The organism is Trinickia sp. EG282A (genome assembly GCF_040965455.1).
Taxonomy (GTDB): Bacteria; Pseudomonadota; Gammaproteobacteria; order Burkholderiales; family Burkholderiaceae; genus Trinickia; species Trinickia symbiotica.
Genome location: NZ_JBFRCC010000001.1, coordinates 894,702 through 909,632, shown reverse-complemented (window position 1 = coordinate 909,632; position 14,931 = coordinate 894,702). Strand labels below are relative to the sequence as shown.

The following is a 14,931-nucleotide window of genomic DNA, read 5'->3' as shown; positions in this document are numbered from 1 at the left end:
TCCGCGGTTACTTCTTGCCGAACATCGCGCGCGCCAGGATATTCAATCCGAGCACGCCGAGCGTAATGATGAAGACGCCCGCCCACGCGAGCGATTGCCACTGCGCGAACGGACTCATTGCGAACTTGAAGATCGTGACGGGCAGGTTCGCAACCGGCTGCCCCATGTCGAGCGAAAAGAACTGATTCGACAGCGCGGTGAAAAGCAGCGGGGCCGTCTCACCGGCGATCCGCGCGACCGCGAGCAGCACACCCGTCACGACGCCGGCCATCGACGCCTTCAGCGTGACCGAGGAGATCATTCGCCACTTCGGCACACCGAGCGCGAACGCTGCTTCGCGCAGCGCATTGGGCACGAGCCGCAGCATATTCTCGGTCGTGCGAATCACGATCGGAATCTCGAGCAGCGCAAGCGAGATCGCACCGGCCCAGCCCGAAAAGTGCCCCATCTGAGCGACGACGAGCGCATAGACGAACAGGCCCACGACGATCGACGGCGCCGACAACAGGATGTCATTGATGAAGCGCGTCACGCGTGCCAGCCATCCCTTCTGACCGTACTCGGCCAGATAGACGCCGGCCAGCACACCGATCGGCGTGCCCACGACCGTCGCGACGCCGACAAGCATCAGGCTGCCGACGATCGCGTTGGCGAGACCGCCACCGTCGGTGTTGGGGGGCGGCGTCGATTGCGTGAAGAGCTGGACCGACAAGCCGCCGACGCCGAGCGTCAATGTCGTATAGAGGATCCAGACGAGCCAAAGCAGCCCGAACGCCATCGCGGCGAGGGAAAGCGTCAGGGCAAACGCGTTGACGCGGCGACGGCGACGCTGCAGCCGGTCGCGCGTCGCCTGCAGAACTTCGGGGCTTGCCGTGCCCGGCATCTGACGAGCGGGTTGGTTCATTTGGCCCCCTCGTTTTTCTCGAGGCGCTGCAACATCAGTTTTGAAATCGCCAGCACGATGAACGTGATGACAAAGAGGATCAGACCGAGCTCCATCAGCGCGGACGTATGCAGACCCGGCCCCGCCTCGGCGAATTCGTTCGCAAGCGCGGACGTGATGCTGTTGCCGGGCGAAAAAAGCGACACGTTGTTGAGCAGGTTCGTATTGCCGATCACGAATGTGACGGCCATCGTCTCGCCGAGCGCACGCCCGAGGCCGAGCATGATCCCGCCGATGACGCCGGTCTTCGTGAACGGCAGCACGATCTTCCACATGACTTCCCAGGTCGTGCAGCCGATCCCGTAGGCCGACTCCTTGAGCAGCACGGGCGTGACCTCGAAAACGTCACGCATCACCGATGCGATGTACGGAATGATCATGATGGCCAGGATGACACCGGCGCAGAGAATGCCGATGCCGATCGGCGGCCCCTGGAACAGCGCGCCGAGCACCGGGATAGGGCCGAGCACTTTGCCGAGGGGCGCTTCGATGAATTGCGCGAAGATCGGCGAAAAGACGAGCAGGCCCCACATGCCGTAGACGATCGAAGGGATCGCGGCAAGAAGCTCGATGGCGATGCCGAGCGGACGGCGCAGCCAGGCCGGCGAAAGTTCCGTCAGGAAGAGCGCGATGCCGAAGCTGACGGGCACCGCGATGATGAGTGCAATGATCGAGGTCGCGAGCGTCCCATAGACGGGAACGAGCGCGCCGTAGACGTCGCTGGGCGGATCCCAGTCCGAGGTCCAGAGAAAAGCAAGTCCGAACTTGTGGATCGTCGGCAGCGAAGCGACGATCAGTGAAACGATGATGCCGCCGAGCAGCAGCAATGTAACGATCGCCGATAACCAGGCAATGTTTTCGAAGATGAAGTCGCCGACGCGGCTCGGCGCACGCTGCGCGCGTTCGCCACCCGGGGGCGTCATCGAATTGAGTTGGATGTCGGACATGTATCCCGTTTCCTGTTGATGCGCTCGAGTCGCGCATCCGATGACGATACCCGGCAAGGCGACAGCGCCTTGCCGGGTCGATCCACTACCCGTTAGCTTACTCAGCCACCGACTTGCCCGAGGCGTCCTTCACGTTCGACTTCCACTGCGTCTCGATTTCCGACGTCACCGATTCCGGCAACGGGATGTAATCGAGGCTCGTCACGGCGTCGCCGCCGTTCTTGAAGCTCCAGCCGAAGAACTTGAGCGTCTCCGCGCCTTGCGCGGGCTTGTCCTGCGTCTTATGCAGCAGGACGAACGTCGCGCCGACGATCGGCCACGCATTCTTGCCCGGCTCGTTCGTCAGGATCTGGTAGAACGACTTCTTCCAGTCGGCGCTTGCCGCAGCCGCCTTGAACGTGTCCGTATCCGGCGTGACGACCGTGCCCGCCTCGTTCTTCATCTTCGTGTAGACCATGTGATTTTGCTTCACGTAGGCCCACTCGACATAGCCAATTGCACCCGGCAAACGCTGCACGAAGGCCGCGACGCCGTCGTTACCCTTGCCGCCGGTACCCGTCGGCCAGTTGACCGTCGTGCCTTCGCCGACCTTCGTCTTCCACTCGTCGCTGACCTTCGAGAGGTAGTTCGTCCAGATGAACGACGTACCCGAGCCGTCCGCGCGGCGCACCACGGCGATCGCCGTGTCAGGCAGCTTGACGCCCGGATTCAGCGCGGCGATCTGGGGGTCGTTCCACTTGGTGATTTTGTTCAGATAGATGTCGGCAAGGACCGGGCCCGACAGCGTGAGCTCGCCCGCCTTGATGCCCGGCAGGTTGATCGCCGGCACGACGCCGCCGACGACCGTCGGGAACTGAAAGAGACCCTGCTTGGCGAGCTCGTCATCCTTGAGCGGCATGTCCGAGCCTGCGAAATCGACCGTCTTCGCTTCGATCTGCTTGATGCCGCCAGACGAACCGATACCTTGATAGTTGATCTTGCCGCCGCCCGACTTTGCGTAGGCATCAGCCCACTTGGTGTAAAGCGGTGCGGCGAACGTGCTGCCCGCGCCAGTGATGTCAGCGGCTTGCGCGGAGATCGCGAGAAGCGCCGCGGTCACGCCGGCGAACGCAGTCTGCATCAATTTCATGGAATAACCCCCAGTGGTGTGGTCGAGTGGTTTCGACACCGCGAAGATTAGGGCGTTATTGTGACAGTCATATGACAGAAAGTTGACCGCGAAAGCGCGCAATCGATTGATTTTAGAAGAAATTCGTATAACTTGCCGATAAGTAAGACGACTTTACGCGCAATTGCGGTGCAAACAAACAGATCCGAATATGACAAAGGGTCGGAGGCGACGGCCCGATCGTCAAGCGGTTTCCTGCTCGACGACGCGCGCAATTTCCCGCGCGCAGCGAACGGCGTGCTCGCTGTGCCGCGCCTCGACCATCACGCGCAACACCGGCTCAGTACCCGACGCGCGGATCAGCACCCTCCCGTTGCCGTCAAGGGTCCGCTCTGCCTCGGCCACGGCCTGTGCAATCGCTTCACTGTGCTTCCAGTCCGCGCCGGGGCGCATCCGCACGTTGATGAGCTGCTGCGGAAACAGTGTCACATCCTTGAGCAGTTCGGCGAGCGTCGATCCGCTGCGCTTGATCGCGGCGAGCACGAGCAATCCCGAGACGATCCCGTCGCCCGTCGAGTGACGGTCGAGCGACAGAATGTGGCCCGAGCCTTCCGCCCCGAGCTGCCAGCCGCGCTCGCGCAAATGTTCGAGGACGTAGCGGTCGCCGACCGGCGCGCGCACGAATTCGACGCCTTCCCCCTCGAGCGCAACCTCGACGGCCATGTTGGTCATCAGCGTGCCGACGGCCCCCGGCACCTTCCCGTCAGTCGCGATGCGGTCCTTGACGAGCACGTACAACAACTCGTCGCCGTTGTAGAGGCGCCCGGAGGCATCGACGATCTGGAGCCGGTCGGCATCCCCGTCGAGCGCGATACCGAGATCGGCGTGGTTCGCCTGCACCGCCCGCTCGAGCGCCTCCGGCGCCGTCGCGCCAACGCCGTCGTTGATGTTGAATCCGTTCGGCGCGACACCGATCGAGATGACATCGGCGCCGAGCTCGTGAAAGACGTGCGGAGCGATATGGTAAGCCGCCCCGTGAGCGCAATCGACGACGAGCTTGAGCCCATGCAGATCGAACGCCGCGGGAAACGTGCTTTTGCAGAACTCGATGTAACGCCCTGCTGCATCGTCGAGCCGCCGAGCCTTGCCGAGTCGCTCGGACGGCGCGCATTCGAGCGGCGTCTCAAGCTGCTGTTCGATCAGCAGCTCGACGTCGTCGGGCAATTTATTGCCGTCGGCGCTGAAAAACTTGATGCCGTTGTCGTAGTACGGATTGTGTGAAGCGCTGATGACGACGCCCGCCGCGAGCCGCAGCGCGCGCGTCAGATAGGCGACGCCGGGCGTCGGCATCGGTCCGGCCAGCATCACGTCCACGCCGGCCGCCGAGAAACCGGCTTCGAGCGCCGCTTCTAGCATATAGCCCGAGACGCGCGTGTCTTTGCCGATCAGCACTGTCGGGCGCGAGCCGGCCTTCGCCCAGCGATCCGCGCCGGCCAGCACCTTGCCTGCCGCATAACCCAGCCGCAACACGAACTCCGGCGTGATAGGCGCCTCGCCGACTTTGCCGCGAACCCCATCGGTACCGAAATAACGTCGTGCCATTGTCTTTTTTCCTCGTTCGTTCTTTGATCTCACGCTCTTCCGCTCGGAAGAGGCTTCCCTTCCGTCCGCGACGCGTCTCAGATCGCGTCGCGGACCGCTTTCCAGACCTTCAGCGCATCGACGGTCTCTGCCACGTCGTGTACGCGAATGATCGCGGCGCCCCGCTCGGCCGCTAAAACGGCACCCGCGATGCTCGCGGCCACGTTTTCTCGCGGCGTAGCACGCCCCGTCACCTTGCCAAACATCGATTTGCGCGACATCCCCGCGAGGATCGGATAGGGCGCGACGCCGGCCGGCACGCGCGGCGCCGTCTCCGCGAGATGCGCAAGCAGCGCATAGTTGTGCTCGATCGTCGATTTGCCGAAGCCGAATCCGGGATCGACGCTGATCCGATTGCGCCCCACCCCTTGACGCGCCAGCGTTTCGACACGCTCGGTCAGAAACGCCCGGACATCGGCGACGACGTCGTCATATTCCGGCTTACCGCGCTGCATCGTCTGCGGCTCGCCGAGCATATGCATGACGCAAAGTCCGCACTGACTGTCGCGCACGGCGTCGATCGCACCGGGCCGACGGAAACCCCAGACGTCGTTGATGAGGTCGGCGCCCGCCGCGAGCGCGGCACGCATCACCTCGGGCTTGTAGGTATCGACGGAGAGCGGCACGCCCGCGTCACGGAGCGCCTCGACGATGGGGATGACGCGCGCGAGTTCCTCCTCGAGCGAAACGGGGGGAGCGCCGGGGCGCGTCGATTCGCCACCGATGTCGAGCATGTCGGCGCCTTCACGCACCATGGTCTCGGCCTGGCGCAGCGCATCGTCGCGCGCGGCATATCGGCCGCCGTCGGAAAACGAGTCGGGCGTGACATTGAGAATGCCCATCACCAACGGGCGTTCGAACGTCAGCGTATGACGCCCGCACTGCAACGGCTCAGGGATGGAGCGTGGGGAAAGATCGGAACTGGACACGTACATCGGAGAAGAAAGAGATACGCGAAGCGGCCTCACGCCCGCACCGCATCATCAACAAAAACGGGCCGGTGCGAAGCGTCGCACCGGCCCGTCATCTTGTCGCCGCCGACCTTACGCCGGTGCGGTCGCGCTGCCCGGCTTCACCTCGGGGCCGGGACTGCCGCTGCCGCCCGACGACGATGCGTCCGGCGCTACGCTTTTCGGCGAGCGAGGCGCCCGCCCGGCCATGATGTCGTTGATCTGATCGGCATCGATCGTCTCCCACTCCATCAGCGCCGCCGTCATCGCTTCGACCTTGTCGCGGTTCTCCTCGAGCAGGCGCCGAGCGAGCTTGTACTGCTCGTCGAGCACCCGGCGAATCTCGGAGTCCACCTTCTGCTGCGTCGCCTCGGAGATCGCGCGCGTGAAGCCCCGGCCGAACGGAGACGCGTCGTTGTCGTCGTCGGCGTAGACCATCGGCCCGAGCGCGTCGGTCATGCCGAATCGCGTGACCATCGCGCGCGCCGTCTGGGTCGCCTTGTTGAAGTCGTCCGACGCACCGGTGCTGATGAGGTTCAGGAACAACTCCTCGGCAACGCGTCCGCCGAACAGGATCGCCAGACGGTCGAGCAGGTAATCCTTCGAGTAAGTCTCGTTGTCATGCTCGGGCAGCTGCCAGGTGACGCCCAGTGCGCGACCGCGCGGAATGATCGTGACCTTGTGGACCGGGTCCGACTTCGGCAGCAACTTCGCCACCACCGCGTGGCCCGCTTCGTGATAGGCGGTCGCGCGCTTCGCTTCTTCACGGATGACGGCCGACTTGCGCTCCGGCCCCATGAAGATCTTGTCCTTCGCGTCTTCGAAGTCCTGCATCTCCACGATGCGCTTGCCGCGCCGCGCCGCGAACAGCGCCGCCTCGTTGACGAGGTTCGCGAGATCGGCACCCGAAAAGCCCGGCGTGCCGCGCGCGATGACAGCCGCGTCGACGTCGTTGGCGATCGGCACCTTGCGCAGGTGGACCTTCATGATCTGCTCGCGACCGCGAATATCGGGCAGACCGACGTAGACCTGACGGTCGAAACGGCCCGGGCGCAGCAGCGCCTTGTCGAGCACGTCCGAGCGGTTCGTCGCCGCGATCACGATGACGCCTGAATTCGCTTCGAAGCCGTCCATCTCGACGAGCATCTGGTTCAGCGTCTGCTCGCGCTCGTCGTTGCCGCCGCCCATGCCGGCGCCGCGATGGCGGCCGACCGCGTCGATTTCGTCGATGAATACGATGCAAGGCGCATGTTTTTTCGCCTGCTCGAACATGTCGCGCACGCGCGCGGCACCGACGCCGACGAACATCTCGACGAAGTCGGAGCCCGAAATGCTGAAGAACGGCACTTTCGCCTCGCCGGCAATGGCGCGGGCGAGCAGCGTCTTACCGGTCCCCGGCGGGCCGACGAGCAGCACGCCGCGCGGAATGCGGCCGCCGAGCTTCTGGAATTTTTGCGGATCGCGCAGGAAGTCGACGAGCTCGGAGACCTCCTCCTTCGCTTCGTCACAACCGGCTACATCGGTGAAATTGATTGCGTTGTTGTTCTCGTCGATGAGACGCGCACGCGATTTCCCGAACGAGAACGCGCCGCCTTTGCCGCCCCCCTGCATCTGCCTCATCATGTAGAACCAGAAGCCGATGATCAGTATCGTCGGCCCCAGGTAATAGAGCGCGGAGACGATCGGGCTCGGTTCTTCATCGGCCTTGCCGCTCACCTGAACGCCGTACTTCATCAGATCGCCGACCATCCAGATGTCACCCGGCGATACGATCTGATATTTCTGACCGTCTGCGGGAGTGACCGTGAGGTTCCGCCCCTGAACGACGACACTCTTGATCTTGCCGTCCTTCGCGTCCGTCATGAACTGCGAATACGAGACGCCTTCTTGCACACGGGGCTTGTCGAACTGCTTGAACACCGTGAACAGCACCAGTGCGATCACGAGCCACACTGCTGCCTTCGAAAACATATTGTTGTTCAAAGCACCACTCCTTCACTATGACGGGCGCGCCTACATTTGCCTTGCGGCGCCACCAATGCATTCTAATCCAGTCCGTAGACCCCTGCCATAACGTTTCTCTACCGCGAAAATAGCCGTTTTTGTGCGCGTCAAGGCAATTTTTGCGCGCTTGTTACACATTTCGCGAGAAAAGAACGGGGGTCACTCCTCGTCGGCAGGCCGAGCCCGTCGCGGTGTCCCGGGCAATTCCCCCTGGGAATCCCCCGCGGGGCGGCGACATGGGGCCGCTTCGCTCACTCGGTATGTTTCAAAATCTTGCCCAGGATGAAAGTCTCCGACGATTTGTCGCGCGAGGCCTTGGGCTTGCGCGCGGCGACCGTTTTGAACTGACGCTTGAATTTCTCGACGATCTGACTATACCCGCTGCCGTGAAAGCATTTGACGAGCAACGCCCCTTCGGGCTTCAGATGATGCTGCGCGAATTCGAGCGCGAGGTCGCAAACATGCTCGATCCGGGCGGCGTCAGCCACGGCCACACCCGAGAGATTGGGCGCCATGTCCGAAATTACAAGGTCCACGCGGCGCCCCGCCACCACCTCTTCCAGCTCGGCAAGGACGCTGTCCTCGCGAAAATCGCCCTGGATGAAGTGGACATCGGCGATCGGCTCCATCGGCAACATGTCGAGCGCGATGATCGTGCCGTCGATCCCGCCCTCGCGCACTACATCGCGACGCACGCCCTGGGCCAGCTTGTTGCGCACGTACTGGCTCCAGCTGCCGGGGGCGGCGCCGAGATCGACGATGATCTGGCCCGGGCGAATCAGCTTGTCCTGCTCGTCGATTTCCTTGAGTTTGTAGGCTGCGCGGGCGCGATAGCCCTCGCGCTGCGCAAGCTTGACGTAAGGATCGTTGATATGGTCGTGCAGCCACGACTGGTTGAAGCGGTTTTTTGCCATCAAAGAAAGAGTTACTGCGTACGGCGTCGCGGCGGGGGGCTTTTGGCGGATAATACGCGTTTTGCCGGCTCGGCATGGACGCTCTTCGCGGAGCGTGTGCCGCCGCCCACATTTTAGCCGACTTGCCGATCTCCCCAATTTTCCCTATGCCAGCCCTCAAAGTTTCTCCCGCGCAACGCGCTGAACTGCGCGCTCAGGCGCACGCGCTCAAGCCGGTCGTATTGATCGGGGCCGAGGGGCTGACCGAGGCTGTGTTGGCCGAAATCAAGGTCCACCTCGCCGCCCATCAGCTCATCAAGATCCGCGTGTTCGGCGACGAACGCGAAGCACGGACTGCCATCTATGAGCACATCTGCGACGAGCTCGGCGCCGCGCCGATTCAGCATATCGGCAAGCTGCTCGTCGTCTGGAGACCGGCCGCCGTGGCCGAACGCGGCGCACAAAAAGCGCAACAAGCCGGCACGAGCCGCGCGAAGCGCCCGACGGCCATGCCGAGCGCCGGCGAGGCGGCCCGAGCCAAAGAGGCCCAAGACGCCACGAAAACCACGCGCGGCGCGGCGCCGCGCCTCGTCAAAGTGGTCAAGCAAAGCGACAACCCGACACGGCGCCCGAAGCCGCAGACGGTTCTCGTGCGGGGCAACGAGCGTGTCACCGCGGGCGGAACAATCAAGCGAGCCAAAAAACGCCAAACCAGCGCGAAGCGTCAGCACCAGTCGGTCAAGTAACGCTCGCCATGGCCGGCGGCTCGCCGGCCGGCAGCTTCCAGACGAGCACGAGACCCAGCAGGCTTTCGATGAGGTAGATGACGGTCGAAACGCCGTGCAGCAGCCCGAAACGCGCCGCGTAGGCCGAATGTCCCACGTCGACGCCGGCACCGAGCGCCGCGTGCCTCATGGCCTCCATGAACGGCTGCAGCGAGAAGTAGCCGATGAGTACGCAGGCGAGCATCGCCGCCAGCAGCCAGCGCAGTGGGCGGTAGCCCGTTGCGCCGCGGCGAACGAGCAGATTGCCGAGCGCCAGCGACAATACGCCGCAGAACACGCCGACGAACGCCTCGATCCGGAACAGCTTGGCCGCGACCGTGCCGGCGGCAATACGATCGAGCGTCGCAAACAGCGTCGGCGCGGCGGCATAGCCGATCGTGAGCAGACTGCCGACCCAAATCACGATGAGCAGCCTGAAAATGCGATAGGGAGCGACGGACACCTCGGGCGCTCGTCAGACGTAACGGACCGAAATGATTTCGTACTCGCGGACGCCGCCGGGCGCCTGCACTTGGGCGACGTCGCCGTCGGACTTGCCGATCAGCGCGCGCGCGATCGGCGAGCTGATCGAAATCAGCCCATGGTCGATGTCGGCCTCATCGTCGCCGACGATCTGGTACGTCACGATATCGCCCGAATCGAGGTCTTCGAGCTGCACGGTGGAGCCGAAAACGACTCGCCCATCGGCGTCGAGCAACGCCGGGTCGATCACCTGCGCAGCGGCGAGCTTCGACTCGATTTCGGCGATTCGTCCTTCGATGAATCCCTGTTTTTCCTTGGCCGCATCGTATTCGGCGTTTTCGGACAGGTCTCCTTGCGCGCGCGCCTCGGCGATCGAATGGATGACCGACGGACGCTCGACCGACTTCAGCCGCTGCAATTCGTCGCGCAATTGATCGGCGCCCCGCTTCGTCAGTGGAATGGTGCTCATAGACAGATCAGTAAGCAAAAAACGGCAATAAAAAAGCACCGCGGTTAAGTGCATCCCGTCAGGCGCCAATCGCCACCGGAGGGGACGCCGCTTAACCGCGGCATCGGGGGCCCTGATTCGACCCCGCTCATATGAGTAATCGAAGGACTAGTTTAGGCGAGCGTGTAGCCCTTGTAAATCGTAGACCTCGAGGTTTTTCAGATAGCGCAGGCCTTCGACGGCCGCGCGCGCGCCCGACATCGTCGTGTAGTAAGTGACCTTGTTCGCCTGCGCGCTCATGCGGATGGACCGCGAATCGGCGATGGCCGCCCGCGTTTCGTCGACGGTCGTGAAGACGAGCGCGATGTCGCCGTTCTTGATCATGTCGACGATATGCGGCCGGCCATCCTTGACCTTGTTGACGACCTTGACCGGCACGCCCGCCGCCGCGATCGCCGCGGCCGTCCCCTTCGTCGCCACGAGCGGGTAGCCCAGCTCGTGCAGCATGCGCGCGACTTCGACCGCCTTCGCCTTGTCCGCATCCATGACCGTGAGCAATACCGTGCCCGATTCGGGCAGGCGCGAGCCGGCGGCGAGCTGCGACTTGAAGAGCGCCTCGCCAAACGTCTTGCCGACGCCCATCACTTCGCCCGTCGAGCGCATCTCGGGGCCGAGCACCGGGTCCACCGCCGGGAATTTGACGAACGGGAACACGGCTTCTTTCACGCTGAAGTACGGCGGCTCGACTTCCTTCGTCACGCCCTGCTGCTCGAGCGTCTGCCCGACCATCGTCCGCGCGGCGATCTTCGCCAGCGCAAGGCCCGTTGCCTTCGACACGTACGGCACCGTGCGCGAGGCGCGCGGATTCACCTCGAGCACGTAGATGATGTCCTCGATCGACCCGTCGGCCGCTCTCGCCTGCTGGATCGCAAACTGCACGTTCATGAGGCCGACGACGCTCAGGGCACGCGCCATCGCCGCCGTCTGACGCTTCAACTCGCCTACGGTCTCCGGGGAGAGCGAGTAAGGCGGCAGCGAGCACGCCGAATCGCCAGAGTGAACGCCGGCCTGCTCGATGTGTTCCATCACGCCGCCGATGAAAACCGCCTTGCCGTCGGAAATGCAGTCGACGTCACATTCGATCGCATCGTTGAGGAAACGGTCGAGCAGAACGGGGGAATCGTTCGAAACCTTCACGGCCTCGCGCATGTAACGCTCGAGATCGCGCGGCTCGTGCACGATCTCCATTGCGCGTCCACCGAGCACGTAGGACGGCCGCACGACGAGCGGATAGCCGATTTCGTCGGCGAGCGCGAGCGCTTCGTCCTCGGTGCGCGCCGTCCGGTTGGGCGGCTGGCGCAGTTGCAGCTCCTTCAAGAGCTTCTGGAAGCGTTCGCGATCCTCGGCCGCGTCGATCATGTCGGGCGACGTGCCGATGATCGGCACGCCGTTCGCCTCCAGGTCGAGCGCGAGCTTGAGCGGCGTCTGACCGCCGTACTGGACGATCACGCCGAGCGGTTTTTCCTTGTCGACGATTTCGAGCACGTCTTCGAGCGTCAGCGGCTCGAAGTAAAGGCGATCGGATGTGTCGTAGTCCGTCGACACCGTCTCGGGGTTGCAATTGACCATGATGGTCTCGTAGCCATCTTCGCGCATCGCGAGCGCGGCATGGACACAGCAGTAGTCGAACTCGATGCCCTGCCCGATCCGGTTCGGCCCGCCGCCGAGCACCATGATCTTCTTGTTCGAGGTGGGTTGTGCTTCGCACTCCTCCTCATAGGTCGAGTACATGTAGGCCGTTTTCGTCGCGAATTCGGCTGCGCAGGTATCGACCCGCTTGTACACGGGACGCACGTCGAGCTCGATGCGGCGGCGCCGCACGTCGGCCGGCGCCGCGCCGAGCAGTTTCGCAAGACGGCGATCCGAAAAGCCGCTTTGCTTCAAGAAGCGCAGCTCGTCTTTCGTCAGGCTTGCGAGCGAGCGGCCCGCGAGCGCTTTCTCCTTGCGTACGATTTCCTCGATCTGCGCCAGGAACCAAGGGTCGATCGCGGTCTCTTCAAACACCTCGTCGACCGTCATGCCGATGCGGAATGCGTCGCCGACATACCAGATGCGGTCGGGTCCCGGCTCGCCGATCTCGCGCACGATCTCGTCGTGGTTCGTCGTCTTTTCGTCGAGGCCGTCGACGCCGACTTCGAGGCCGCGCAGTGCCTTCTGGAACGACTCCTGGAACGTGCGGCCGATCGCCATCACCTCGCCGACCGATTTCATCTGCGTCGTCAGATGGGAGTCCGCTTCGCGGAATTTTTCGAACGCGAAGCGCGGCACTTTGGTCACGACATAGTCGATCGTCGGCTCGAACGAGGCTGGCGTCTGACCGCCCGTGATCTCGTTCTTGAGCTCGTCGAGCGTGTAGCCGACGGCGAGCTTCGCCGCCACCTTCGCGATCGGAAAGCCCGTCGCTTTCGATGCGAGCGCAGACGAGCGCGAGACGCGCGGATTCATCTCGATCACGATGACGCGGCCGTCTTGCGGGTTGATGGCGAACTGAACGTTCGAGCCACCCGTGTCGACGCCGATTTCGCGCAGCACCGCGAGCGACGCATTGCGCAGCAGCTGATATTCCTTGTCGGTGAGCGTCTGCGCGGGCGCGATGGTGATCGAATCGCCCGTGTGGATGCCCATCGGGTCGAGGTTCTCGATCGAGCAGACGATGATGCAGTTGTCTTGGCGATCGCGCACGACCTCCATTTCGTACTCTTTCCAGCCGAGCAGCGACTCTTCGATCAGAAGCTCGTGCGTCGGCGACAGGTCGAGCCCGCGCCGGCAGATTTCCTCGAACTCCTGACGGTTGTATGCAATGCCGCCGCCGGAGCCGCCGAGCGTGAACGAAGGCCGAATGACGACGGGATAGCCGAGGCCGCCCGTTTGCGCCGCGATGTCGGCCTGTACCTTCAGCGCCTCGTCCATCGAATGCGCGACGCCCGATTTCGCCGAGCCAAGCCCGATCTTCGTCATCGCATCCTTGAACTTCTGGCGGTCTTCCGCCTTGTCGATCGCTTCGGGCGACGCGCCGATGAGTTCAACGCCATACTCGGCGAGCACGCCGTGATGATGCAGATCGAGCGCGCAGTTGAGCGCCGTCTGCCCGCCCATCGTCGGCAGGATTGCGTCGGGGCGCTCCTTTTCGATGATGCGCTCGACCACCTCCCAGGTGATCGGCTCGATATAGGTCACGTCCGCCGTGTTCGGGTCGGTCATGATCGTGGCCGGATTGCTGTTGACGAGGATGACTTTGTAGCCTTCCTCGCGCAACGCCTTGCATGCCTGTGCGCCCGAGTAGTCGAATTCGCACGCCTGTCCGATGATGATCGGCCCCGCGCCGATGATGAGAATGCTTTTGATGTCTGTCCGCTTGGGCATAACGCTCTCGCTATTGGATTCCTGGGTTCTCTGCTCTCGCGACGGGTAGCCCGGCCACGCACGTCGCCTCACGCATCGCGCTCACGCGGCCGCGCTGTTCCGCTTCGCGTCCATCAGCGCGGTAAAGCGGTCGAACAGATACCCGATGTCGTGCGGGCCCGGCGATGCTTCCGGATGGCCCTGGAAGCAGAACGCCGGCTTGTCGGTCAATTCGAAACCCTGCAGCGTGCCGTCGAAGAGCGACACGTGGGTCACGCGCGCATTGGCCGGCAGCGTCTCGGTATCGACGGCGAAGCCATGGTTTTGCGACGTGATCACGACGCGCCCGTCGGCCAAGTCCTTCACGGGATGATTCGCGCCGTGATGGCCCGTCTTCATCTTCATCGTCTTCGCGCCGATCGCGAGCCCCATGATCTGGTGGCCGAGGCAGATGCCGAAAGTCGGAACGCCGCGCTCGATGAACTCCTTCGTCGCGGCGATCGCGTAGTCGCACGGCTCCGGATCGCCGGGACCGTTCGAGAGGAAAATCCCGTCAGGATTGAGTGCCAGCGCCTCGGCCGCGCTCGCCTGAGCGGGCAGCACGGTCACGTGGCAGCCGCGCTCGGCGAGCATGCGCAGGATGTTGTGCTTGACGCCGTAGTCGAACGCGACGACGCGATAGCGCGGCGCGCGCTGCGCGCCGAAGCCGCTGCCGAGTCGCCATTCGGTCTGCGTCCATTCGTAGGGCTTCGTCGTCGAGACGACCTTCGCGAGATCCATCCCGGCCAGGCCGGGGAACGAGCGCGCGAGCTCGATGGCGCGCGCCTCATCGTCGCTGCCCGCCAGCACGCAGCCGTTTTGCGCGCCCTTGTCTCGCAAAATGCGCGTGAGACGCCGCGTGTCGATGCCGGCGATGGCGACGACATTCTCGTCACGCAGATATTCGACGAGCGTGCGCTCGCTGCGGAAGTTCGATGCGCGCACGGGCAGATCGCGGATGACGAGGCCGGCCGCATGGACCTTCGTCGACTCGACATCCTCGCCGTTGGCACCGACGTTGCCGATGTGCGGATAGGTGAGCGTCACGATCTGACGCGCGTAGCTCGGGTCGGTCAGGATTTCCTGATAGCCCGTGATCGCTGTGTTGAACACGACCTCGCCGATCGTATGGCCGGCGGCGCCGATCGAGTAGCCGCGAAAGACCGTGCCGTCGGCAAGTGCTAGCAGAGCGGGAGGAAAAGACGGCAACACGGGAAGCTCCTTGGGGAACACCCTGTTGCCGACCTGTCATCCGCCACGTGGCTGTCGCGCTCGACCGAAGCGGCGCTCGACGTTCCGCTTCGCATCG

The 14,931-nt window shown here is 63.7% G+C and carries 12 protein-coding genes; 1 reads left to right on the top strand and 11 read right to left on the bottom strand.

The genetic code is table 11. The features are described 5' to 3' along the window. Positions 1 to 7: 7 nt before the first annotated feature. The 7 genes from pstA to AB4Y31_RS04110 form a co-directional block, all read right to left on the bottom strand. Positions 8 to 904, bottom strand: a complete 897-nt coding sequence (gene pstA / locus AB4Y31_RS04140) for a phosphate ABC transporter permease PstA (RefSeq protein ID WP_368672828.1) — start codon at positions 902 to 904, stop codon at positions 8 to 10. Beyond that, positions 901 to 1,890 carry a phosphate ABC transporter permease PstC gene (pstC, locus tag AB4Y31_RS04135; protein ID WP_018440724.1) on the bottom strand — a complete coding sequence of 330 codons (990 nt, stop codon included), beginning with the start codon at positions 1,888 to 1,890 and terminating at the stop codon, positions 901 to 903. Before pstC ends, pstA begins: the two co-directional genes overlap by 4 nt. A 97-nt stretch (positions 1,891 to 1,987) precedes the next feature. Further along, positions 1,988 to 3,019, bottom strand: coding sequence for a phosphate ABC transporter substrate-binding protein PstS (gene pstS, locus AB4Y31_RS04130; RefSeq protein ID WP_018440725.1), 1,032 nt, complete (start codon positions 3,017 to 3,019; stop codon positions 1,988 to 1,990). 222 nt (positions 3,020 to 3,241) lie between these two features. Then, on the bottom strand, positions 3,242 to 4,600 hold the full coding sequence (gene glmM, locus AB4Y31_RS04125; protein WP_368672827.1) for a phosphoglucosamine mutase: 1,359 nt from the start codon (positions 4,598 to 4,600) through the stop codon (positions 3,242 to 3,244). A gap of 77 nt (positions 4,601 to 4,677) precedes the next feature. Next, the gene (folP, locus tag AB4Y31_RS04120; RefSeq protein ID WP_368672826.1) at positions 4,678 to 5,568 is read right to left on the bottom strand and encodes a dihydropteroate synthase; all 891 of its coding nucleotides are present in this window, start codon (positions 5,566 to 5,568) and stop codon (positions 4,678 to 4,680) included. 114 nt (positions 5,569 to 5,682) lie between these two features. Next, positions 5,683 to 7,572: an ATP-dependent zinc metalloprotease FtsH gene (gene ftsH / locus AB4Y31_RS04115; RefSeq protein WP_026229675.1), complete on the bottom strand. Its 1,890-nt coding sequence runs from the start codon at positions 7,570 to 7,572 to the stop codon at positions 5,683 to 5,685. 272 nt (positions 7,573 to 7,844) lie between these two features. Further along, complete coding sequence (locus tag AB4Y31_RS04110) at positions 7,845 to 8,507, bottom strand: RlmE family RNA methyltransferase (RefSeq protein WP_368672825.1); 663 nt, start codon at positions 8,505 to 8,507, stop codon at positions 7,845 to 7,847. 146 nt (positions 8,508 to 8,653) lie between these two features. Between AB4Y31_RS04110 and AB4Y31_RS04105 the strand changes: the two genes are divergently transcribed. Further along, entirely contained in the window at positions 8,654 to 9,232 is a 579-nt protein-coding gene (locus AB4Y31_RS04105; RefSeq protein WP_368672824.1) for a YhbY family RNA-binding protein, read from the top strand. Here AB4Y31_RS04105 and AB4Y31_RS04100 read toward each other — a convergent pair. From AB4Y31_RS04100 to carA, 4 genes are all read right to left on the bottom strand, one after another. Further along, the gene (locus tag AB4Y31_RS04100) at positions 9,225 to 9,713 is read right to left on the bottom strand and encodes a DUF4149 domain-containing protein (RefSeq protein ID WP_368672823.1); all 489 of its coding nucleotides are present in this window, start codon (positions 9,711 to 9,713) and stop codon (positions 9,225 to 9,227) included. The two genes, AB4Y31_RS04105 and AB4Y31_RS04100, sit on opposite strands and share 8 nt — an antisense overlap. Before the next feature lie 12 nt (positions 9,714 to 9,725). Further along, positions 9,726 to 10,202: a transcription elongation factor GreA gene (greA, locus tag AB4Y31_RS04095; RefSeq protein ID WP_018440732.1), complete on the bottom strand. Its 477-nt coding sequence runs from the start codon at positions 10,200 to 10,202 to the stop codon at positions 9,726 to 9,728. Positions 10,203 to 10,349: 147 nt separating this feature from the next. After that, a complete protein-coding gene (carB, locus tag AB4Y31_RS04090) occupies positions 10,350 to 13,604 on the bottom strand; it encodes a carbamoyl-phosphate synthase large subunit (RefSeq protein ID WP_368672822.1) in 3,255 nt (1,084 codons plus the stop codon). A gap of 81 nt (positions 13,605 to 13,685) precedes the next feature. Beyond that, on the bottom strand, positions 13,686 to 14,834 hold the full coding sequence (gene carA / locus AB4Y31_RS04085; RefSeq protein ID WP_368672821.1) for a glutamine-hydrolyzing carbamoyl-phosphate synthase small subunit: 1,149 nt from the start codon (positions 14,832 to 14,834) through the stop codon (positions 13,686 to 13,688). Between the last annotated feature and the right edge of the window lie 97 nt (positions 14,835 to 14,931).